Below are 22,298 nucleotides of genomic sequence, written 5' to 3' on the forward strand. Positions count from 1 at the left end.
CACTGGGTTCACCGCGTGTTCTCCAACCTGAAGCGATGGGCGAAAGGTGTGTTTCACGGCCTCAGGAAACGCCATCTGCAACGCTACCTTGACGAGTTCGTGTTCCGCTGGAACCGGCGGCGACACATGCAGAGCGCTTTTGATACGCTGCTCGGGATCGGGGCCGGTCTCGCACCGGCGACCTATCGTGATTTCGTCGATCAGCGCGTCTGAGAACCGTCTTTCACGGTAAAAGCTACGCTCTGCATGCCCGAGCAACGCTGCAAACGGATCTAATCCGTGCCTCAATCCACAATCAAGAACTCTGTCGCCTCAACATGTAGTCCCGCCGGAACAAAAGGGATAAGCCTTTGGGGAGATATCGCGGAACAGCTCGGTCAGGCTGATACGTTTAGGGATCACTGGATCAATGGGCCAAGGGAGATGACCGAAGGTGATTGGATGCGGCTGATCGGCGATCGCCCCACTCTCATCATGCTTGATGAGTTACCTACGTATCTTGCGATGGCTCACACGAAGTCAGTAGGACAAGGCACCTTGCTGGATCTACTTAAATATTCCCTTGCGAACCTTTTTTCTGCGGCCATGAAGCTTAAGCGCTGTGTTGTGGTGGTTGCATCTCTTGACGCGGCCTACGACGAAGCGCGTAGAATTCTTGGGGGGCAACTTGCTGACCTTCAAAAGGAAACCAGTCGCGGGGCAAAGTCGATCACGCCAGTCGACTTAAACACTGGAGAAATTTACGATATCCTAAGAAAACGCTTGTTCACCAAGCTACCGGATCCAAGTGGGGATGAAGTTGAGCGGGTATCCCAAGCTTACCTTGCCACGTACCAGGAGGCCATTCGGGGCCGCGCTCTCGCGAAATCTGCAGAACAGATGGCAGATGAAATAGTTGGTTCCTACCCTTTTCACCCGAGTTACAAAGACATCCTGTCTCTTTTTAAAGAGAATGAGAAGTTCCGCCAAACCAGAGGTCTGATCCAATTCACTGCGAACCTGTTACGCGGGGTTTGGGCGAACAAGGAAGAAGAGGTGTTTCTGGTTGGTGCTCAGTTTCTAGACTTTTCGGACCAGGAAACACGAGACCAAGTCAAGGAGATCGAGCGGTCACTTGAGTCCGCTCTCGCAAGCGATATCTACGACACAGACGGATCAGCGCACGCGCAGGGGATCGATGGGGATCGAAACGATAGGGCCGCTTCGCAGGTCGCGACCCTTCTGTTTATAACTTCATTGTCGGACAACACAGACGGCATTCGCGGCTTGCCACGCGACACGGTGGTCGAGTATTTGGTGGCCCCTGGAAAAGAAGCGACGCGCTTCATCGAAGCGTTTGACCAACTGCGTGACCGATGCTGGTATTTGCACAATAGGGATGGAAACAGGTGGTATTTCTCAGACATCGCCAACGTCCGAAAGCAGATTGAAGATAAGGTTGGAAAGGTTCCGCAAGACCGCGTCGACGAAGAAATGCGCCGCCGCCTGACTGACATCTTCAGGCCTGTAACTAAACTCGCTTACGCGGATTTGGTAGTTCTGCCCAGAGTTGACGAAGTGAACTTGACCCCTTCAAAGCGGACCTGTCTAGTTCTCTCCCCTGATGCGAAATCCCCGCCAGCGGCTGCTGCTCGCTTCTTCAATGATGTTGTCTATAAAAATGCTTTCTGCGTCGTTGCAGGCGATGGATCGAAGATGGCTAGTGCGGAAGACAGCGTTCGTCGACTTCTTGCCATTGCCGCCGTGAAGTCGATTGTGGCTGACACGCCTCGTCACCAGCGGGAGATCGAAGCGGAGCAGGAAACCACTGAGATCGGGTTTAATTCTACCATAAAAAGCCTCTTCAACGCAGTTTGGTATCCGCAGACCAAGGACCTGAAGAGCGCACGTATCGATCTGAGCCACTACCAGGAAAAGGGCGTTATCCTAGGGGAAAAAGCGGTGGAGGCTGCTCTCTCCGGGGGGGGAGCAAAAAAGCTCGTGGAATTGGACCCCGACCGGATGGATGGTTTGATTCAACGCTGTGAGGATCAGCTATTTCCTGACGCTACTTCTCGAACGCGATGGTCTGATGTGCTGGAGCGGGCTGCGTCAAACCCTCGATGGATATGGCTTCCTCCCAAAGGTATGGAAGAAATTAAAGCGGCGGCTTTAGCAGAAGGCCGTTGGATTGAAGAAAACGGATATGTCGATAAGAATCCACCGCCGCCTCACCCCACGATCAGAGTCACGCGCATCGGTGGTGAGGATGCGATCGGGGAAAGTGAACTTGAAATAGCAGTTTCAAATGCTGGCAAAACCCCTGAGGTGCTCGTCGCTACAACCAAAGATGGGCTAAGCTCTGCCGAGCTAATTATTGATAGGACTTATCGTACAACTGAGGTGGAGCTGTGGTTCCAAATACGCAATTTGGATTCAGGAGATTCTTCTGAGCCATATCGTTGGACTGGGTCAATCAACATTACGCATGACAGACGAGACAACGCGGGGATGTGGCAGGTTGCCCTTGAAGCTAAGCCGGACGCTGAATTGCGTTGGAACATAACTGGGATTAATCCAAAGGATGGAGCCGTCTATGATGGTGCTCCGATTGAAATCGATGGGACCCAGAAAACAACTCTCTATGTCTATGCTATCAAAGGGGGGGTCTCGGCCGAACGTCGCTTCACTTTTGATGCTGTCGGTGCGAAGAAAACGATCGACAATGATCTTCCTGCAAAAGCGAAGCGGGACTTTCAGTTTGCAACAAAGGGCGAAGTTCTCCGGGTTGTTCGCGCATCTAAGGGACGAGAAACCATCGTGTTCCACGGGGTTAGCGTTACGGTCGGGGAAGGTGAGAAAAGCCTCCGAGTCCGCAGCGGCGGAGATGTTGCCCTGAACGGCCAGGAAATTGAGGCGATAATCGAGGGATTGCGAGCAGCACTCGGACAGGCCGACGCCGAAGTACAACTCCGGTTCCGAGAGGCTGACTTTCCCGATGGGCATACAATGAAGGATTTCGCGACCCAAGTCGGCATCGATATCTCAGTCGAGGATGTTGAGCAGGAAGGAACGTGATGTCTGAAAAAGCAATTACGCACGGATTCGGAGTGCCTAATGACCCGCTTCCACATCAGTTTCTAGTAAAGATCCCAACAGGCCGCACGGATCTGGTCGAGGTATGGGAAGACTTCGGTGCGGCAGCCTTGGGAACCTCGGCACAAAAGCTGTGTAGAGTTGCGATCCCCCGAGATGCTTGGAGACAGGTGTCGGAGGGGGTGAAAGGGCATCTAAATCGACGCCTGAAAGAGAAAGATCTAAAATCGTCCCGTTTCGCCACCGGCGAAAACCGTATCGAACGCATACTGGGGCGCGAACTCTGCGTACTTGCTTGGGCCATTGAGGATGCAACATCCGACGAGGCAGCCATCGCGTTCACGCGTTGGTCGTCTCATCGCCCGGAGGAGCTCTGGTGGCTGTTTCAGCAGATCGACAAGGATGGAGGTGAGTGGGACAGTCCAAAAACTGGTTGGCGTGCAGCTATCCGTCATGCGTTGATCCGAGAGGGTGATGAGGTTGCAGCTGCTACCCGTCGACCACGGCCCCAATCCACCGCCGAAAAGACCCCAGATTTATTTAAAGACCTTTGAGGAATTAATAATGACACTTACCGCCAACGAGGCCTCAGAAGTCGTGCCGTTCAGCCTGCGTGATGAACCTTCTTTAATTGAGAAGGCATGGCCGACTGCTAAAATATCGGCGGAGACACAAAAGGAGCGAAAGGCTGTTCAAGGCCAGACCCTGACGGGCCTCGGGTCCTATTGGAAAGGGCGTAAGCCATTGATCTTGACGCGTGCTTGTGTGCTCGCCACGTTGCTCCCAGCGACGGAAGACTTAGAACGCGATGTCGAAATTTTCGAGAAGCTTATGGGCATGTCGGATGAGACATTCGGCCGACGTTTTGAAGGCGGACCGACCGCATTCGCAAAACTATTTCCAGAACACGCCCACGAAGTTGCTGATGACACCGGACGTTGGAACTGGCGGGATGATCTTGACCCGCGCGAGCGCCAGAAACGTATCGCGCGTGCCTTTATGGACATGCCTTATGCAGAACGGCTTGCGCATGTGAAACGGCCAGAGGAGTTGGCCGAACGAGACCTTCTGAGCGGCATATGGCAGGAGGTGAATGATCACCTCGGCACAAATGCGCGTTCAATTCCCGAGTTAGTGGAGCAACTCGGGATAATGCGGTTTGGTCGGCGGCCTCTTCTGGCTGATACATTCTCAGGGTCTGGGTCAATTCCGTTCGAGGCTGCACGGGTTGGTTGCGATGTCCTTGCGTCGGATTTGAATCCTGTGGCGTGCATGCTTAGCTGGGCCTCCTTTAATATCGTGGGGGCCACCCCTGAACGTCACGGGCAGATCGAGCGCGAGATGCAAGATATCGCTGATCGCGTCGATCGAAAGATCAGCGATTTGGGGATCGAGCACGATGAGAAGGGTAATCGCGCAAAACTCTACTTGTATTGCATCGAGACCATGTGCCCCCGAACCGGTTGGATGGTCCCCCTCTCACCAACTTGGATGATTTCGAAAAAGCGGAATACGATTGCGCGTTTGGTTCCAGACCATGCCAACAAGCGCTACGATATTGAGATTCTCAATGGCGTCACAGACGCGGAGGTGAAAGCTGCAGAGACTGGTACGATTCAGAGCGGTCGCATGTTTCATCCGATGCTCAATGACGAACTGGGTGTGTCAATCAAGGAGATCCGAGGCGACTATCGAGGCGAAGACGGAGCAAATGGCAACGCCCTTCGGCTCTGGGAGGAAAATGAAGTAATTCCCCGCCCAGATGATATTTTCCAGGAGAGGCTCTACGCAATCCAATGGATGGACGCGAAGGATCTCAAAAAAGGCAAAGCAAACCCTCGTACATGGTTTGCAACGGTAACGGCAAAAGACCTCGTTCGCGAGAAAGAGGTCATCGACTATGTAGCAGAGAATTTGGCCGCTTGGCAGCAGGTTGGATTTGTTTCGGATATGCAGATCGAGCATGGAAACAACAATAGTCAACCTATCCGGGAAAGAGGCTGGGCGTATTGGCACCAACTCTTCAGCCCAAGGCAGATAATGTTTATTGCGATGACCAGAAGTGAAGCGAAAAATTCCCCGGAAGGACATGTCTTCACCGCGAAATTTATCGATTGGAATTCCAAGCTCTGCCGCTATGGCACGGGCGCCGCACGCGAGTCCGTGGCGCAAACCTTCTACAATCAGGCACTCAATACCTTTCCCAACTATGGCGTCAGATCTTTTGGTTTCGCTAGGACGTATTTGGAAGACGTCCCTGGATGCGCTCCAGTTGGCGGCTCTGGCAACATTAGCAACGTGGCAGCCGCCGGTGTGTCGCAATCCGCAGATATTTACTTAACTGATCCTCCATATGCGGATGCTGTTAACTATGATGAAATAACCGAATTCTTCATCGCTTGGCTTCGAAAAGATCCGCCAGAACCATTCAATGATTGGATTTGGGACTCGCGCCGAAGTCTCGCCATCAAAGGAGAAGGTCAGCCATTCAAGGTTGCGATGATTGATGCTTACGAGGCAATGACCGAGCAAATGTCGGACAATGGCTTGCAAATCGTCCAGTTCACCCATCAGGACGCCAAGACATGGTCGGATATGGCTCAAATTTTCTGGGGTGCTGGGCTCCAAGTCGTCCAGGACTGGTACGTTTCAACCGAGACTATGACAGAACTGAAGAAAGGCGGCTACGTTCAGGGTACACACATGATTGTTTTGAAGAAACGTCAAGGTGCGCAATCTGGGTATACAGACGAAATCGTCCACGAAATTCGTGACGAAGTTGAGCGCCAGATTAAGGACATGATCGGACTTAACGATCAGATGGACGCCGCCAGAGGAGAAAACATCTTCAATGACGCTGACTTGCAGATGGCAGGCTATGCAGCCGCACTGCGAGTTTTAACCGCTTATACTAAGATCGATGGCAACGACATGACCCGCGAGGCGCTGCGCCCCCGTAAGAAAGGTGAGAAAACCCTCGTCGACGAGCTAACCGAATTCGCCGTTCAGACCGCCAACGAGTTTCTGGTTCCTGAAGGGCTTGAAAGAGAGCTCTGGCTTGATTTCAACGGATCGGAGCGCTTTTACCTCAAGATGATGGATGTTGAGGAAGCCGGTGAGGCGAAGTTGGACCAGTTCCAGAACTTTGCTAAGGCGTTCCGAGTTGGGGACTATGACGACATGATGGCATCGAATAGTCCCAATGACGCTAAGCTAAAAACAGGGACCAAACTTGGCAAAACCTCAATGGCAGAAGGCGTCCCGTTTGGTCGGGATAGCATCGTGCGCCTTACCTTGCGCGGGATATGGCGTGTTGGAAAAGAGGATGAGGTAGAGGATGTCCTCGAAGAGTTGCGCGACCTGATCCCAGACTATGTACGAAAACGTGATGTTTTAGTCCAACTTTGCGCTTATATGGCGTCGAAGCGAGGGGAGTCCGAGCCTGAAGAAGCTAGCGCGGCTCGGATCCTTGGTACAGCAATCCAGACGGAACGAATTTGATGCGGGAGGTCGCAAGATGGCAGATCTGATCTCTCGCTTCTCTTCACGCAATCAACGTTTGAGCCACGTCTTTCTGAAAGATCGGCTTCAGGGGGCTGAGACCTATGACCGGATCGCAGGGTACTTTCGCTCATCGGTTTTCGACTTAATTCATGAAGAAATCAGCACTATTGGTCGTGTCCGAATTGTTTGTAATGCAGATCTAGACCCTCGTGACTTAACCGCAGCCACCCTTAGTCAAAAGGCTCGCGACCAAGCGCAGGTCGAGCGTTGGCACGAGCAAGGTGACGAACTTGATGCCTTGTTGGAGCGTCCACGCTGGCGACGCCTCTATCAAATCCTGACCGCTGGGAATGTTGAAATTAGGGTTGTTTCTCGCGACAATGCTCCATTCTTGCATGGGAAGGCTGGCGTGATCACAAGGCCTGACGGCACGACGTCAAGTTTCATCGGATCCATCAATGAGACTGCAAACGGTTGGGCTCAATCCTATGAGATGATTTGGGAAGATCCCGCGCCAGAAGCGGCGTCTTGGGTTCAAGATGAGTTTGATTGGCTTTGGAAGAAAGGTGTTCCGCTTTCACAAGCAGTGATCGACGAAATTGGTCGTACTGCCGAGAAGGTCGAAGTGCATGTAGAAGAAATGCGCGATGACCCGATAGGGTTGGCTAAGTCGGTTACAGTGGAGAGTCCGCTCGTGCGCCGTGGAGAGGGCTTGGCTCCCTGGCAAAAGGCGTTTGTTAAGATCTTCGTTGAGCACGACCAGAATTATGGCGCAGCCCGCCTTCTGCTCGCGGATGAGGTCGGAGTTGGAAAGACCTTGTCGATGGCTGCGGCGGGCGCTCTAACAGTGTTAATGGGGCAAGGTCCATTTTTAATCCTCTGCCCAGCAACCCTCACTCTTCAATGGCAAATGGAACTTTGGGATAAGCTCGGTCTTCCCGCGTGCGTATGGGCGCGTGCACCACAGAAAGGATGGCTCGATCATAGAGGGCATCTATATCGGTCTCGTGACCCTGAAGATGTTTTGCGCTGTCCATCTCAGATCGGGATTGTCTCGACGGGACTTCTGGTAAAAGGAGGTCCAGAAGCGCAGGCCCTGATGCGCGGCACTTATGGCATGATTGCCCTTGATGAAGGTCATAAGGCACGTGTGCGACGTGGTATTGGTATTGAAGAACCTGAGCCAGGAAAGCTCTATCAGGCAATGGAACGACTTGCTGGTCGGACGCGCCATTTAGTTATCGGCACTGCGACCCCTATTCAGACCAATCGAGACGAAATCTGGGATCTGATGAAACTCCTAGCTTATGGACAGGATCACGTTCTCGGTAGGCCAAGTGTCTCTCGATGGTGGGACGCAGAGCAATCGCTCGACTTGATTTCCGGAAAGGAAACTCTTCCTAACCCAGAAACCGCCTGGCCATGGCTCCGGTCACCGCTGCCTCACTCAAGCGAAGCTTCGGTTTTCCGGGATGTCCGTGACGACCTTAAGGTCGAAGATCGCTCGTTCTTTACCGACAAGGGCGTTGCGGATCTGGACGATTTTACTCGGGGAGAACTTGACGATTTATTGGAGCGCGGTGAGATCGCCCGAAAGCTGCCGTTTATGCGCTATCACAATCCGCTCGGACGTCACGTGGTTTTGCGACGTCGTAAGACGTTGGAGGATGCAGGACTGTTAGATAGGATTGCGGTCAATATACACCCGCGAACGGGGACGGCTCCAGGCGTATTCGAGAGAAACGCAGTCCGAACTCCTCATTTCTACGATCGCGCTTACGACGAAGTGCGTTTATTTACGCGCGCCATGAAAGCACGTCAGGCTGGGACAGGATTCCTCGGCAACTTGATGATGCAGCGTATCTGCTCATCCGTTGCCGCCGGAATTTCGACTGCAACGAAGATGCTAGAACGTAGGCGAGAGGGGCTTTTGTTGGAACAGACCGACGATCCAGATCTTCTTGAAGCTATCGAGGATATGGGAGTGGAAGCCTATTCCGCTGCCGTTGATGTGGAAGCACAACACCTCGAGCGTGTACTTGAAGTCCTCACATCTGCACGCCAAGAAGATCCTAAAGGTCGCGCCGTGATGCATTACCTAGATCAGGAGGGGTGGTTAGCGCTCGGATGCATAATATTTTCACAATACTATGATACTGCCCGTTGGGTCGGAGAGATGATTAGCGAAAAACATCCATCTGAGCCGGTCGCCGTCTATGCTGGGGTTGGGAAGTCCGGTGTACTTCTTGGAGGAGAGTGGCGGAGCGTGGATCGCGAAGACATCAAAAAGGGTGTCAAAGAGCGTAAACTTAGGGTCGTCTGTGCCACCGATGCGGCTTGTGAGGGACTAAACCTGCAGACATTGGGTTCTTTGATTAACGTCGATCTACCTTGGAACCCCTCTCGGCTTGAGCAGAGAATTGGGCGGATCAAACGGTATGGTCAGCAACGCCGTGAGGTGGACATGGCGAATTTAGTTTACGCAGGAACAATCGACGAAACTGTCTATCAACGCCTGTCTGAACGGATGCAGGATCGTTATGATATACTTGGCTCGCTGCCCGATACGATTGAGGATGGCTGGATTGAAGATATTGAGCTCCTTGAGGCGGAGCTAAAGACATTCACGAAGCCCGATAGTCCTGCTGATGTTTTTAGTCTTCGATATGGTGACTTTCTCAGCGTAGATGGAGATGATAGGGGATGGGAAGTCTGGACCAAAGTCGTCGCGCGGCGTGATATTGAAGAGAAGTTGATGCGTCCTTGGAAAAAGCGAGATCAAAATCCAGAAGCGATTTAGTCACACTTCATGGAGAAGGGCTTTCCGTAATATACTGATTTATAAGTGATATTTATCATGGGTGCTATATGTTGTTTTTGGTTGCGTATTTGCGCTCTACGTCCAATCAGTAATTTTAGAGTGGAAGATTTCAAATTAAAAGCGACGATAAAGCGAGCATGATAGGCGCCCAACCTAGATACGTGTGTTGGCTTCTGCTTGTTGCCAATCATGGTATGTTTGCTTCGAATCCTTTACCTTCCATTCGGTTCGTCCATTGCTGTTTCGGTCTAAGACGACCGCTGCTGCGGCTGACGGGCTGGTAAATGGCCAAGGCTTTGCAAACTTTAGTTTTTGAGTGTCGACCGGAATTAGCACGCCATCTGAGATAAGCTTTTCCTTCAAGCCCCCATAGCTTTGTTGCACATAGCCGGTTTCGGAGAGCGCTTCGGAACCTTCCAGCACAATGAACTCTCCGTCTTCTTCGACAGCCGTCGCTTTGACGCCGCTCTTGTGGCGGATCTCGAACTGCACATCACCTTCTGTCCGCTCATCGACCGGCTTCGCTGTCTGTGTCAACGCACGCGGTTGTGGTTTGAGCATTTCTAGGCCGATCACGGGCAGGATGATGCGCAGGTTTGAAAGAAACTGCTCCATATTGGCGACGTCGGCCTCTGGTAATCTTCGTCTGGTTGTGTCCGGCTGAGTGCCATTGTCCAACGTGACGCGGCCTGCTTGGGCGGCTTGTTCTATAAGCCGCGCCTCAAGGTATTCCGCGTGCCCTTTGGATAGGTCATCGTCACTTGTTGTGATGGTGATGGCCGTTTCCCAGAAGTCTCTTTTGATTGCGCTTTGCTTGATCCTCTCAGCCACGGAGTTTCCAGAGCCAATATAGGTGCGGGTCGCACCGGTTTTTTCAGGATCGGGACCCGACAGTATGTAGATGCCGGTCCGATCGACCTCGTCACGAGCAGTAAGGTCACCGAAAGCGGAAGCCCCGCTTACAAAAAGCAAACCTGTCCAACCATGGATCGTCGCTTTTCGTAACCCGGTTGGTTTCCCGTCTACGAGAAAAAGCTGGATTGTTCGACCGAATGAGCCCTCTGCTTGCACGATTTCTTCCCTAAAAACATGATTCTAACAATTTCTTGCGCAGCACACTTAAAACACGAAATTACATGATTGTCGTCCCGTGAGGACGGCTTGTTAAAAACGGACTGTAACGGGGCTCAACGGGCCTATGGCCCGCTCTCCCCAATCCAGGCATCTTTCTTTGTTTGGTCCGCCCAACATCCCTGACCGTGGCGGTCAACCTTAGTCCATCCCCAAAAACAGCCACCAATTTCCCCTGTCTCGCAAGCGAGCCATTCCTCGCGCGGCAAATTTGCGTCGGTTTTTGGCGCAGACATTTTCTTCGCAAATGTGGCCGATTGACAGCCCCGTTCAGGGCCATGGGTCGGGCTTTGCCCTCTCCCACTCTGTTCCGCCAAATACATGCGTATTCGGTCAGATCAGGTGGCCGAGGCGCAGCCCATCTGCGGGAGGAAGGCACCAAGCCTTGCCCGCGTCACTTTGAACAGGAGGCCACAAATGGCACCGAAATTTGATGTTTATGCCCATGTCACCGACACCATTATTGCAGAGATCGAAGCAGGCACGCCGCCATGGCGCAAGCCGTGGACTGGTAGCGCGTCCGGCATTGCCTTGCCAACCCGTCACAATGGCGAAGAGTATCGCGGGATCAATATCCTGATGCTCTGGGTCATGGCGGCAAAGAACGGTTACGTGTCCAGCCGCTGGATGACCTATAAACAGGCGCAAGAGTTAGGCGGTCAGGTTCTCAAGGGACAGACATCCTCGACCGTTGTCAAATACGGCACTTTCACGCGAGAGAACGATTTTGGCGTTGAGGAAGAATTGCCCTATGCGCGCGCCTATCGCGTATTCAATGCGGATCAGATCGAAGGTTTGCCCGAAGACTACTACATTCGGCCCGAGGCCCCGCGCGACCTTGGCACAGCGAAAGATCCAGAGCTTGAGGCGTTTTTCTGCCGGACAGGGGCGGAGATCCTCACCAGTGACGACCCGCGCGCCTATTACAGCCCCGCAAAAGATCAAATCCATATGCCGCCGATTGCCACGTTTCACAATGCGGCAGGCTATTATGGGACGTTGGCCCATGAGGCGATCCATTGGACCGGCAGCGAAAAACGTCTGGAGCGGATCAAGAAATTTGCGAACCGAGAGGCCTACGCTTTCGAAGAATTGGTAGCTGAGATCGGAGCCTGTTTTCTGGGGGCACAGATTGGCGTTTTGCCGGAGTTTGGCCAAAGCGCAGCGTATGTAGAGGGTTGGCTGACGGCCCTCAAAGAAGACAAGCGGGCGATTTTTCGTGCGGCGTCTGAGGCGCAGAAAGCTGCCGACTTTGTTTTGCACACAGCAGGTCAAAGCAAGGAGGTGGCAGCATGATCCCTGATTATCACAGCGATGATTTCTCGATCGCGCGTCCGGAGGATACCGTGAGCCTTCGGAGCGCTGCCCGTGAGGCCCGCGCCACGCTCTTTAAGGTGTTGAACCGGCTGGAGCGGGGAGATCTGGAAGGCGAGGAGCAGCCCTACATTGACGACTGTTTGGGAGCTCTTGCAATTCTCGAAGAGGCGCTGCGATGACCTTGGTCGAGATCAGAACGGCAGTGGACGCGGGCAACGGCGTCTACTGGATGAACAACGGGTATGTCGTGACGCGCGATTGCCTCGGGAAGTACCTCATCACATTCACACGGAACGGCTCAGCGATCGGTTTGACCAATCGTGACGGCACACGCCTGAACGGACGGCCGGAAGAGTTTTTCATCACCGACAGTGCGAAGGTTTTGCAATGAAGTATTCTGAAATCAAACAAGCAGCCCGCGAGGGCCGCGCCAGCGTGCGTCTGCATGGGTTCTGCAATCTACCCGATGGCGGGCAGGAATATAGTGATGATCCAGCGCAGATCGATGGCTGGGCGATCTATATCAGGGTCGAGACACCTGACGATCCGCAACAGCCTTTTGATCTGCATGAGCTGCCTGATCATCCAACCTATGAAAGCGCCAAAGGCGCGGCCCGCGCACTTGCACGGCAATTGCTGGGCGATGCTGAGGCATGGAACCACGATTGAGTCGTGCTGCATGCCTTGCGCATGGGGCCGGGCTTGGCCCGGCGGTCGCAACCTACGGCCGCTCCAAACGGGATACAGGCAGTTGATCCAATATTATAATATTGCATCAATTATGGCAAAATGCCATAACAGGGCTGCCTGTATGATGCTGGCAAGAAATAGGGGTGATTACTTCACATGGTCCGACCGCGCGCACCACGGCACAAACGACTGACGCAATCCCAGCGTTTTGCCATTGTGCGCAAGCGTGCTGAGGGCATCCCGGTCGAGGATTTGGCCCGTGATTTTGGCGTCACAACCCGCAGCATCTTCTACACATTGAAGGCCGACCAAAGCCGCAAACTGGACGGGCGCGTGCGGTCTGAATTGGTGAATGTCCGGCTCACCCCGAAAGAGCTCTTGGGCTTTGATGCGGCTCTTACGCGGCATGACATCGCCAGCCGCGCGGAGGGGCTGCGGAGGCTCATCTATGCATCCAATGACCTGTTTGTTCCCGATGACGAGTTGGCCGAACAGATGCAGGGATTGTCGGCCTCGCTCAATCGCACCGCTAACAACATTAACCAGATTGCGCAGCGCCTGAACGAGGCGAAGCGCCAGGGCAAAACGCCACCCTATGGCAATTCTGCACATGGCCAGGTTCGTGCCTTGGCGGGATTGATCTTCAACATCGCGGACCAGGTTCAGGACATGGCGCAGCGTCGCCGCAGTGCTCTGTCTGAAGAGGTTGCTCGCGTTCTGGGAGGCTTTGCCGATGGTCCGGAATAGTGCCGTTGTCGCAGCCCAAGATGCCTTTTTTGATCGCGACTGGAGCCGCATTCGCGGAAGCGTGCCGCGTCAGCGTCAAAAGCAGATGGCGCGCGCTGCCATGGGGCATTCGCCCGCGATCTTCAAAGGCATTCGCGACGGCGGGACGCACAGCAAAGCGCAGCTGCGCAACCAGCTGGAATATCTCACCACGAAGTCGAGTTTTATCATCGACAGCCGTGGCACTTATGACGGCCAAAATGTGTTGTCAGCCAAAGAAATCGAGCAGGTCACACGTCGGTTTTCGGCGCAGTGGAACGAGGGGTTTCATCCAAAGCTGGGACATACCTCGCACCTATTGATGGCATTCCCGATTGGGACGCGCGGTGCGGACGTAGCCGAGATTACCCGCGAGATTTGCGAGCGGTTCTTTCAAGGCGAAGGCAGTCACTTCGATTACGTCGCTGCGGTGCACGAAGACCGCGATCACCCGCACGCACATATCGTCCTGAACCGGCGCAGCAAGGACGGCGAGTTCTTCTTTCTCAAGCAGGGGCACCACTTCAACTACGACAGTTTCCGCGAGGCGATGGTCGAGGTGTCTGACCGCTACGGGCTGCGGCTTGAGGCGACCCGCAAGGTCGAGCGCGGGGTCACGACAACAAGCGCAAGCGATACAGAATATCGCCGTGCGACAGCCACAGGGCAAGCGCTAAGCGAACGGGAGCGCGTGGGACCAGAGCTCGACCGCGCCTTGGCCGAAGTAGCGCAGAACGCGCGGCTGTATCGCGGCCTGGCAGCCGAAGCCACGCGTGAGAACCAACTTGATATCGCGGCAGCCCTGGACAAGGCCGCGATGCTTTTGGCGCAGGGAAAACCAATTGAAGCAGATGGAAAGGTATATGGCATGGCAGAAGAACAGCATTCGTTTGATGAGGTCGTGGATGCTTTCCATGACAAGATTGGCCAGGCCGAGCGTGTTGTCGCCGAGGCCCCAGTCGAGCGCCGGGCCGAGCTCGAACACGGGCTGAACGACATCTATCGCTCCTTGTCGCATCTCAGCCCGATTGGCACGCAGTCCCACACATTGCTGAAGGATGCTTCAAAGAGCGGAATTTACTCTGCCGTCAACATTCAGGCCGAGGTAGCAGACACATTGCGGGATCCAGATCTGGCTGAGCGTCTCGAGGTCGCTTTGAAAGGCACTGGCATCAGTGTGCAAGAGGTGACCCGTCGCATCGAAATCGGCGCGGGAAACGCTGCTCTGGAGCGGCAGTGGCTTGGGCAGGATTTGAAGGCAATCGCTGAACGCGAGGGCTTTGACGTATCACGCCCCGACGAGCTCGAACGAGCGATCGACCGCCTTGATCAGATCCACACAGACTTGGGTCGTGTGTTGGCGGAGGCAGATGTTCTCAACGACAGTGGGGAGGCACAGGACGTAGAGCCCATTGAACGGGAAATCATCAGCGATCGATTGCCACCCCTCACTTCTGAAATTCTCGACCGACTGAGAGAATATCCGACCACGGATCCTTTTCGGAATGATCAGGAACGCGAAACTTTGCGGGCCGAGTTGGAAGACCTGGTTGGTAAAGAACATGTTCCTGATCTTGCGATTGGCGACGAGAGTCCGCTGGACGAGCATATTGAAGACCGTCTGGACCAGCTCTATGCGGCCAAGGCTTATCTTCAGAGCGATGCTGCCTTGGCGAACAGCGAAGCGATGGAGCACGTTCTTGATGAAATTGCCAATGAAGAGGTCGACGTTCAACGCGAGCGGCACGTTGATGCGGACGGAGAGAAAGGCGTGACACATGGGTAAAACGCGGATCGCGCTTGGCGTCTTCAGCTTTGCCCTGCTCGGCGCTGCTTTGGGCTATGTGCTGGCCTCCGCCTATCTGACCTTCCACTGGTTCGGGGTTGGCGCGGATATTGATTTTCTGATGTTGGCACGCGGTTACGCGGATTTGCGTACAACCCAGCCAGACGGTATTCAGATCGTCCACTTAATCATCGGGATCAGCACCGCTGCCGGTGTTCTTCTCAGCGCCGTATTGATGAACGACGCGCTGACCAAGTTCGGTGAAACCCACTGGCAGCACATGTCCGAGATGAAGCGGAATGGCTTTTTCGGCAAGACCGGCCACGGCTTCATCCTGGGCAAAATGGGCAAGCCCAAGAGCCGAAAGCCATTCGTCATGTCCAAGGTCTTCCCGCATGCCTTGATCGTGGCCCCGACAGGGCGCGGTAAGACGACGGGTTTCGTTATCCCGAACCTTCTGACGTATCAGGGCAGCGCGGTCGTGCTCGATGTGAAAGGCGAGAACTTCGAGGCAACATCGCGTCACAGAGCATCGCAGGGCGACAAAGTGTTTCGGTTCGCGCCGACAGACTGGAAAGACGGTCGTTCGCACCGCTACAACCCTTTGCTGCGCATCGCGGCGCTCGAGAATGTCGATCGGCAGCAAATGGAACTGCAGCTCTTGGCGTCACTCTTTTTGCAGGCTGAAAGCGACCGCGTGCAAGGTCTGCTCGACGGTGGGATTGATCTCTTTGTGGCGGCAGGCCTGTTGGCGTTTGAGCGCAAACGGCCGACCTTGGGCGAGATCTACCGGATCACTGCTTCAGGCGGTGATAAACAAAAAGAATACCGCCGTCGCGCTGACGAGGTGGCCAGTCCAGCCGCCAAACTGATATTCATGCGCATGGCATCGACCAACAATGACACGTTGACCTCCTATTTGTCGCTTCTGATGACCTCAGGCCTCAAGCAATGGTCAAACCCTGCGATCGATCGCGTGACCCAAAGCTCGGATTTTGACTTCAGAGACATCCGCAAGACGCCGTTTTCCGTCTATTTAGTGGTTGAGCCGCTGATGGTGAAACCGCTCGCGCCGCTGATCCGTCTGTTCTTCTCAGACTTGTTGGCATCATTGCAGAACCATGAACCGGGTAAGGACGAGCCTTGGCCGGTGATGATCATGCTTGATGAGTTCAATCGCCTAGGCAAAATGCCGATCGTCCTCGATAGCATCGAAACCCTGCGATCTTACCGTGCCAATCTTGCCATCGTCACCCAGACCATCCCCGCACTCGATGAAATCTACGGTGAAAATGCCCGTCGTGCTTTGCAGGGCAACGCAGGTATCAAGCTCTATCTGACGCCCTCGGATGAGAAGACCATCGAGGAGCTGAGCAAGGCCGTCGGCAAGACCACCAAACGCGTCGTGACCCGTTCGCGTTCGGTTGGACGCAACCCCTTCGCCGGGCGCAGCATGTCCGAGCGGACCGAGGAAACAGCATTGTTACCAGAAGATGAGGCGCGACGAATGGATCTTGATGACATCATTTTGGTCGTCGACGCACAAATGCCGGTGCGCGCTAAGCGGATAAAATACTACGATGACTGGTTTTTTAAGCAGATATTCGACAAACAGACCGGCGATCTGCCATACCCCTCAGCTGGGGATCAAATGCGCGGGCTGCAGGGTCAGATCAAGGCACTGGAGGCGAAAATCGGGGCGCTAGAGGTGCCAAAGGAGATTGCCAGTGGCGGGAAACGGCGCGATGAGATTGAGGATTTGGCGTCTGGAAGCCAAAATGCACAGTCAGCTGATAAGGCCAGTTTGGTTGATTATCAGGCTGGAACTGAAAGGGTGGAGAAGTTCATGGAAGGGGCCGCTCGGGGGTGATGGTGGAAACCGGACTTTCGCTCCACTGGTATCGTTACACTTGATTTGTTAGTTAAGCAGGCATTCGCGGGAGGTCGTAATGTGGATTGGGAGTCGCCCCCTTCGTGTGGACTATGCTGACTTTCTCATCCAATTGCAGTTCTGGTAGTGTAGACTTATTAACGAAATAGTTGGTGGGATTGTGACATGAATAGGCTTGGAAATCTGTCACCTCCGGATTTTGAAGATATTTGTCGTGATATCCTGCAAGCTGAAACCGGGCAGCGGTTTTCTGCGTTTGGCGCAGGAGCTGATGGCGGTGTCGATGGCAGGCATTCCAAGGGTCCTAAGTCGACCATTCTTCAGTGTAAGCATTATCTGAATTCAACTTTTTCTCAGTTGAAGGCGGCTTTGAAAAAGGAAGTGCCGAAGATCGATCTTCTCAAACCAAGGCGTTACATTTTTTTGACGTCTCAATCGTTGACACCAGCACGCAGCGACGAACTGGCAGATGTGTTAGGTGACCGCCTAAAACGTCCAGAAGACATTTGGGGGGCGGAAGACATTGAGGCCGCGCTGAAGCGTCACCCCGACATCGAAAAGGCACATCTGAAACTCTGGATGACCAGTACGGCAGTTTTGGAGAAAGTGCTGCAGTCAGGTCTTGAGGCACACACGGCAGCGACCAAAGCTGAAATCTTGGACGAGTTGCGAGTATATGTTCGTAACCCAAGTTTTGACGCCGCTTTTGTAAAGCTCGAACGACATCGTGTCCTCGTTGTGTCTGGCCCGCCAGGGGTGGGGAAGACCACGCTGGCCAAAATGCTCACCTATCACTATCTCAATGACGACTGGCAATTTTGCGCGATAAGATCTCTCGACGATGGCTTTGCCAAACTCGATGAGGAAAAGCGAACCATTTTCTTTTTTGACGATTTTCTCGGTCAGATTGAACTCGATCGCCAAGCGCTTGTTCAACGGGATGGGCAACTTGCGAGATTTGTGAAACGCGTTAGAGCATCCCAAAACTCCCGTTTCATTCTTACCACGCGCGCGCACATTTTTGAGGAAGCCCGACGGCTTTCAGATCATATGGATGAAGGCCGCTTCCAGCTCTCAAAATTTTTGCTGGATGTTGGCCAATATACTCGCTCAATCAAAGCGCGTATCTTGTTCAACCATCTTGCCGCGTCAGATTTGAATGGTGACCATGTAGAAGCTCTGCTTCAAGATGATTGGCTTAAGAAGATCGTCGACCACCCAAACTACAATCCGCGCCTAATCGCGTATGTTACTGCCGAATGTCCTGAGGATTTGGAACCATCCGCCTATCCAAAATTTGTCTTCAAGACCCTAGAAAATCCTGCGCTGATCTGGGCCAAGGCATACCGCAGTCTCAGTATGCGCTGCCAGAATCTGCTTGTGGCACTCTACTTTGGCAATCAATATCGTCAATCCATTGAGGTTCTGCGGGAAAACTTCAATGCGCTACATTATAAGATCTGCGAACACTATTCTCAGCCGTCAAAGCCAGAGGACTTCGAAGAAGCTCTTAAATCACTAGAGTCGGGTTTTGTTGCTATATCCGGGAACCAAGTACGTTTTGTGAACCCATCAGTCCGCGACTTTCTAAAGGAGCATTTATCTGATGGAGACTTTCTGCGCCTACTCCCGACTCTTTGTGTTCGGGCTGAATGGGCTCAGAATCTGTGGAACCACTTGAAGTATACGCTCCAGACCGATCCCGATAAATTAAGAGCTCTGGCGCAGGCATTCTTCTATTTTGCAACCAAACTGAGCCAAATTCCCAATTTCAAAAAGGTGAAGTTGGAGCAGTACAATTATTGGTACCGCGAACTCGATGACCTCGCTATAGCAGATCGCGGATCCCTTCTGCTCGACCTGTTTGAGCACTCTGGCGACCGTGATTTTCTCGATGCCGCAATCTCAGTTTTGAAGAGCGATACCCTTGAGGTAGATGCGTCACGAGATTCCAGAGAATTGCCAGAACTTCATTGGAGGATTTCAAGCTTTGTCGATGATGATGTTGACGGCAAAGAAGAACTGCTAACAGCAGTTAAAGCCGTTCTGATGACGGCAATCGAAACCGGCGTTCCGATGGACGAGTTGGTCGCCGTGAATGACGCCATAGCCGAGCACCTTGGTGACGCTATTGATCTCGGACCCATCGAGGACGCGATCAACTCCGCGATTGACTATGAGTTTGATGAGATTTCAGAAAGAATCTCTGACCTTTCTTCCGAAAGTCAGCTGAATGAGCACCTAGAGATGCTGGAGTTCATTGCACAGCACACTGGTCGCAGTGCCGAAACTGCGAAAAGGGTGGTACAAGAGAAAATCAGTGAAATTGAAGTGCCTGATTATGATGATTACCAACCGAGTTCTCGCGGGCAAAATAGTAACCCCGACGCAGAGTTCTCCGATAAAGACCTCGAAAGCTTGTTTTCGACTTTTTCTAAATAATTCTCTTGCTCCAACGATTCTGCGTTTTCTCGTAACGGCCACTTGGCTTAGCTTGTGGCGAACCTACAGCGGCGCATCGCTGTTCGGCATTTATAAGGACAATAGTTAAATGGCATTTGAGGAGCTTATTACTTGGTCTGATCAAAAAGTACGCCCCGACTGGCAAAAGGATGCGCTTCGACGGCTGGCGACAACAGGCGAGTTGAGCAAAGAAGACTTGTCGGACCTGCGAAGGGTTGTTGAAAAGGCAACCGAACTGATCAACGACGAGGTCGCTGCGGTTACTCCCCTAGTTGCGGAGCACCTAGCTGATCCGGCTGCCGACGCGCCACGCACAATTCTTGGTGCGATTGGACCGGTCCGTCGGGTAGACCGGTTAGCAGGCGACCAGCCTCCGATCAAATTCGCGAAAAATGGGATCACACTTGTTTATGGTGCCAATGCTTCAGGTAAAAGCGGCTACTGCCGAATAGCTAAACAGCTTTGCAGGTCTCTCAGTCCTCAGGACCTCAAAGGCAATGTTTATGAAGCCGCCGCAGCCGACCCACCAGAAGTTGACCTTGTGTTCGGTATGGAAGGCGACAAACCCAAGCGCCAAGAGACAACCTGGCGACATGGCGATCCGTCTCCGGCAGAACTAGCAAGGATATCCGTATTCGATACGGCGACGGCGCGCGTTTACGTAGACAAAGACCGCAAGGTTGAATTCCTGCCCTATGAGCTCGACCTTTTGAACAAGCTCGCTCTGGCAGCAAAGGCGCTGGACGGTCATTTTGAGGTGCGGGAAAACGGGATCGATGTGGCGATCCGTACGCCACTACCTACTGGTTATACGGATGGCACCGCTGTCTCGCAGGTTCTTGCAAAACTCGTCGCTGAAACAGAGCTAGCCGATCTGCCCGATGAAGCGGGCCTGCGCGCGCTCTCCGAATGGAATGATGAAAAGGAGGCCGCTCTCCAGAGCGTGAGCGATGAAATTCGCGATGATCCTAATGTGCGGCTGCGGTCTCACAGATCGGCGAAGCAAGAGTTAGAGAATATAAAGACGGAGCTTTCCGGTCACCTTGGACTTCTTGCGGATGATGGCATTGCAAAGATCAAAGATGCCCACACCGATATGACGACAAAGGCCGAGGCGGCCAAGGCTGCAGCGCAAGGCCTGGGAGCAGGCATGCCAATCCGGGAAATCGGTTCGGAATCCTGGCGACTGATGCTGATCTATGCCCGTGACTTCGCCGGTGAGGCTTTCCCTGAGCGCGATGACCCCAAGCTGGTCACTGGCGAAGCCTGCGTCCTTTGCCAACAACCTTTGGAGGCTGACGCAGCATCACGGATGGCGAAGTTCGATGAGTATATTTCAGGGCGTACTGCCAGCGACAGTCAGAAAGCCACAGAAGACTACGAGGTGCTTGTCGCTTCGATCAATACTCTCCGCATTCGCACGCCGGATCAAACCAAAACGCTTCTTGGCGTATATGGTGGGTTGAGCGATGATCATCAGGCATTTGTTGATGAGCTTGCTCTTGGCTACCGTGTTCTTGCTTCGCGTCTTGAGGCAGTGAAGGCGATGATCGCAGTGGGCATTTTTGATGGGGCGGATGCTGTAGAAGCTGTCCAAGCCGATCTCACCCAAAAGATCGATGCAGCGCTTGAAGAACTACAGACGCAGATCGATGCTCTGGAAAACGCAGATGACGATGAAGAGCGCATGACAACGCTCGCATCCCAAGAGGCGGCGCTCAAAGATGCAAAAAAGCTGAGTGAGGAGATCGAATTTGTGGTCGCCCGGCTCAAACAGCTCGTGGAACTGCTCAAGATCAAAGAGGCGCGCAAGCTGTGTGCCTCTGGGCCAATTGCACGGCAGCTCACGGCCCGTCGCCGCGTGATTTTAACCAACAGCTTGAAAACGCAGCTCAAAGCCGAACTGGATACACTCAAGCTCGCGCATATTCCCATCGATCTTTCCGACCGCAGTGCGGGCCCTGACAGTGTTATTGAAGTTGGTCTGACTGCCCATCAGCGTGTGGCAAACAACAGCGATGTGCTCAGCGAGGGTGAGCAAAGAGCGCTCGCGTTGTCATGTTTCCTTGCCGAACTGATCGAGGTTGGCGCCGAACACGGCATTATAGTCGATGATCCGGTTTCCTCTCTGGACCACTCCCGAATTGAAGCTGTGGCAAAGCGGCTTGTGGCGGAGGCCTCGGCTGGCCGCCAGGTCATCATCTTTACGCACAATATCATGTTTCATTACATGATGGAGAATGAAGCACGCCGTGCCGATATTCCCTGCCATACCGAATGGATGTCGAGTCTGGGTGGAACCAAGTTCGGGATTATTGATGACTCGGGTAAGCCGAATCACATCAAGAAGGCGAAGCAGCGCATCGGCGAACTCAACGAAGCTAAGGCCAAATTGTACAAGGACGGTTATGATCCGGGGGTTCAGGAATTTCGCGATTCACTCGTAGCCGTCTATACACTGATGCGCGAGACTTGGGAGCGGATCGTTGAAGAAATCCTATTCAACGGTACTATCCAGCGTTTCCAGCCAGGTGTAATGACCCAAAGTCTTAAACATGCCTGCTATCATCCTTCAGATGACTACCCGGCGATCTTCGAGGGAATGAAGCGATGCTCGCATTACTCCGGGCACGATAGGGCTGCAGACTTGCCGCAAGACCTGCCAACTAAAGTCGACATCGATGCAGATTTTCAAGCTTTGAGCAATTTTTACCAGAAGGTCTCAGAGCGAAAAGCCATTCTTGAGAAAGGGCATCAGTATGAGAAAGGTCCAGTGCCAGAGTTCCTTTGATATTGCGTCAGTAGGCTAAGCTGGTTCATCCCAATCGTTCGATAGAGAGTATTGCTGCGAGTTG

Annotated in this window: 15 protein-coding genes; 14 read left to right on the forward strand and 1 reads right to left on the reverse strand. The window is 53.4% G+C overall.

Annotated features, from left to right (window positions below):
* The 5 genes from BMX04_RS11585 to BMX04_RS11605 all read left to right on the forward strand — a co-directional run.
* Window positions 1-213 (forward strand): transposase (locus tag BMX04_RS11585; protein WP_139194544.1); only part of this gene is annotated, 213 nt, incomplete at its 5' end.
* Window positions 214-279: 66 nt separating this feature from the next.
* A complete protein-coding gene (locus tag BMX04_RS11590) occupies window positions 280-3,057 on the forward strand; it encodes a DUF499 domain-containing protein (RefSeq protein ID WP_217644466.1) in 2,778 nt (925 codons plus the stop codon).
* Window positions 3,057-3,629: an anti-phage-associated DUF3780 domain-containing protein gene (locus BMX04_RS11595; RefSeq protein WP_074786683.1), complete on the forward strand. Its 573-nt coding sequence runs from the start codon at window positions 3,057-3,059 to the stop codon at window positions 3,627-3,629. Before BMX04_RS11590 ends, BMX04_RS11595 begins: the two co-directional genes overlap by 1 nt.
* 10 nt (window positions 3,630-3,639) lie before the next feature.
* The gene (locus BMX04_RS11600) at window positions 3,640-6,576 is read left to right on the forward strand and encodes an anti-phage-associated DUF1156 domain-containing protein (RefSeq protein ID WP_074786685.1); all 2,937 of its coding nucleotides are present in this window, start codon (window positions 3,640-3,642) and stop codon (window positions 6,574-6,576) included.
* 16 nt (window positions 6,577-6,592) lie between these two features.
* On the forward strand, window positions 6,593-9,379 hold the full coding sequence (locus BMX04_RS11605) for a phospholipase D-like domain-containing anti-phage protein (protein WP_074786687.1): 2,787 nt from the start codon (window positions 6,593-6,595) through the stop codon (window positions 9,377-9,379).
* Between the two features lie 174 nt (window positions 9,380-9,553).
* On the opposite strand, the gene BMX04_RS11610 is transcribed toward BMX04_RS11605, so the two are convergent.
* Window positions 9,554-10,471 carry a GIY-YIG nuclease family protein gene (locus BMX04_RS11610; protein WP_074786689.1) on the reverse strand — a complete coding sequence of 306 codons (918 nt, stop codon included), beginning with the start codon at window positions 10,469-10,471 and terminating at the stop codon, window positions 9,554-9,556.
* A 477-nt stretch (window positions 10,472-10,948) separates the two neighbouring features.
* Between BMX04_RS11610 and BMX04_RS11615 the strand changes: the two genes are divergently transcribed.
* The 9 genes from BMX04_RS11615 (at window position 10,949) to BMX04_RS11655 (ending at window position 22,234) form a co-directional block, all read left to right on the forward strand.
* Complete coding sequence (locus BMX04_RS11615; RefSeq protein WP_074786691.1) at window positions 10,949-11,827, forward strand: ArdC family protein; 879 nt, start codon at window positions 10,949-10,951, stop codon at window positions 11,825-11,827.
* Entirely contained in the window at window positions 11,824-12,027 is a 204-nt protein-coding gene (locus tag BMX04_RS11620; RefSeq protein ID WP_074786693.1) for a hypothetical protein, read from the forward strand. The genes BMX04_RS11615 and BMX04_RS11620 overlap by 4 nt, the downstream gene beginning before the upstream one ends.
* Window positions 12,024-12,239 carry a hypothetical protein gene (locus BMX04_RS11625; RefSeq protein ID WP_074786695.1) on the forward strand — a complete coding sequence of 72 codons (216 nt, stop codon included), beginning with the start codon at window positions 12,024-12,026 and terminating at the stop codon, window positions 12,237-12,239. Before BMX04_RS11620 ends, BMX04_RS11625 begins: the two co-directional genes overlap by 4 nt.
* Window positions 12,236-12,517 (forward strand): hypothetical protein, encoded by a 282-nt coding sequence (locus BMX04_RS11630; RefSeq protein WP_074786697.1) that lies wholly within the window; start codon window positions 12,236-12,238, stop codon window positions 12,515-12,517. Before BMX04_RS11625 ends, BMX04_RS11630 begins: the two co-directional genes overlap by 4 nt.
* 177 nt (window positions 12,518-12,694) lie before the next feature.
* Complete coding sequence (locus BMX04_RS11635) at window positions 12,695-13,285, forward strand: hypothetical protein (protein WP_074786699.1); 591 nt, start codon at window positions 12,695-12,697, stop codon at window positions 13,283-13,285.
* Entirely contained in the window at window positions 13,272-15,089 is a 1,818-nt protein-coding gene (locus tag BMX04_RS11640) for a relaxase/mobilization nuclease domain-containing protein (RefSeq protein WP_074786701.1), read from the forward strand. The genes BMX04_RS11635 and BMX04_RS11640 overlap by 14 nt, the downstream gene beginning before the upstream one ends.
* The gene (locus BMX04_RS11645) at window positions 15,082-16,959 is read left to right on the forward strand and encodes a type IV secretory system conjugative DNA transfer family protein (protein WP_074786703.1); all 1,878 of its coding nucleotides are present in this window, start codon (window positions 15,082-15,084) and stop codon (window positions 16,957-16,959) included. Before BMX04_RS11640 ends, BMX04_RS11645 begins: the two co-directional genes overlap by 8 nt.
* A 186-nt stretch (window positions 16,960-17,145) precedes the next feature.
* Window positions 17,146-19,422, forward strand: coding sequence for an nSTAND3 domain-containing NTPase (locus BMX04_RS11650; protein WP_074786705.1), 2,277 nt, complete (start codon window positions 17,146-17,148; stop codon window positions 19,420-19,422).
* A gap of 109 nt (window positions 19,423-19,531) precedes the next feature.
* Complete coding sequence (locus BMX04_RS11655) at window positions 19,532-22,234, forward strand: AAA family ATPase (RefSeq protein WP_074786707.1); 2,703 nt, start codon at window positions 19,532-19,534, stop codon at window positions 22,232-22,234.
* Window positions 22,235-22,298 lie beyond the last annotated feature (64 nt).

Origin of the sequence: Roseovarius tolerans (assembly GCF_900109855.1) — a bacterium.
In the GTDB taxonomy this organism is placed as follows: domain Bacteria; phylum Pseudomonadota; class Alphaproteobacteria; order Rhodobacterales; family Rhodobacteraceae; genus Roseovarius; species Roseovarius tolerans.

What these genes read in the sequence shown, in the direction of transcription:
- BMX04_RS11595 (WP_074786683.1), top strand. Translation starts at nt 3,057, where the DNA reads ATGTCTGAAAAAGCAATTACGCACGGATTCGGAGTGCCTAATGACCCG.
- BMX04_RS11600 (WP_074786685.1), top strand. Translation starts at nt 3,640, where the DNA reads ATGACACTTACCGCCAACGAGGCCTCAGAAGTCGTGCCGTTCAGCCTG.
- BMX04_RS11605 (WP_074786687.1), top strand. Translation starts at nt 6,593, where the DNA reads ATGGCAGATCTGATCTCTCGCTTCTCTTCACGCAATCAACGTTTGAGC.
- BMX04_RS11615 (WP_074786691.1), top strand. Translation starts at nt 10,949, where the DNA reads ATGGCACCGAAATTTGATGTTTATGCCCATGTCACCGACACCATTATT.
- BMX04_RS11620 (WP_074786693.1), top strand. Translation starts at nt 11,824, where the DNA reads ATGATCCCTGATTATCACAGCGATGATTTCTCGATCGCGCGTCCGGAG.
- BMX04_RS11625 (WP_074786695.1), top strand. Translation starts at nt 12,024, where the DNA reads ATGACCTTGGTCGAGATCAGAACGGCAGTGGACGCGGGCAACGGCGTC.
- BMX04_RS11630 (WP_074786697.1), top strand. Translation starts at nt 12,236, where the DNA reads ATGAAGTATTCTGAAATCAAACAAGCAGCCCGCGAGGGCCGCGCCAGC.
- BMX04_RS11635 (WP_074786699.1), top strand. Translation starts at nt 12,695, where the DNA reads ATGGTCCGACCGCGCGCACCACGGCACAAACGACTGACGCAATCCCAG.
- BMX04_RS11640 (WP_074786701.1), top strand. Translation starts at nt 13,272, where the DNA reads ATGGTCCGGAATAGTGCCGTTGTCGCAGCCCAAGATGCCTTTTTTGAT.
- BMX04_RS11645 (WP_074786703.1), top strand. Translation starts at nt 15,082, where the DNA reads ATGGGTAAAACGCGGATCGCGCTTGGCGTCTTCAGCTTTGCCCTGCTC.
- BMX04_RS11650 (WP_074786705.1), top strand. Translation starts at nt 17,146, where the DNA reads ATGAATAGGCTTGGAAATCTGTCACCTCCGGATTTTGAAGATATTTGT.
- BMX04_RS11655 (WP_074786707.1), top strand. Translation starts at nt 19,532, where the DNA reads ATGGCATTTGAGGAGCTTATTACTTGGTCTGATCAAAAAGTACGCCCC.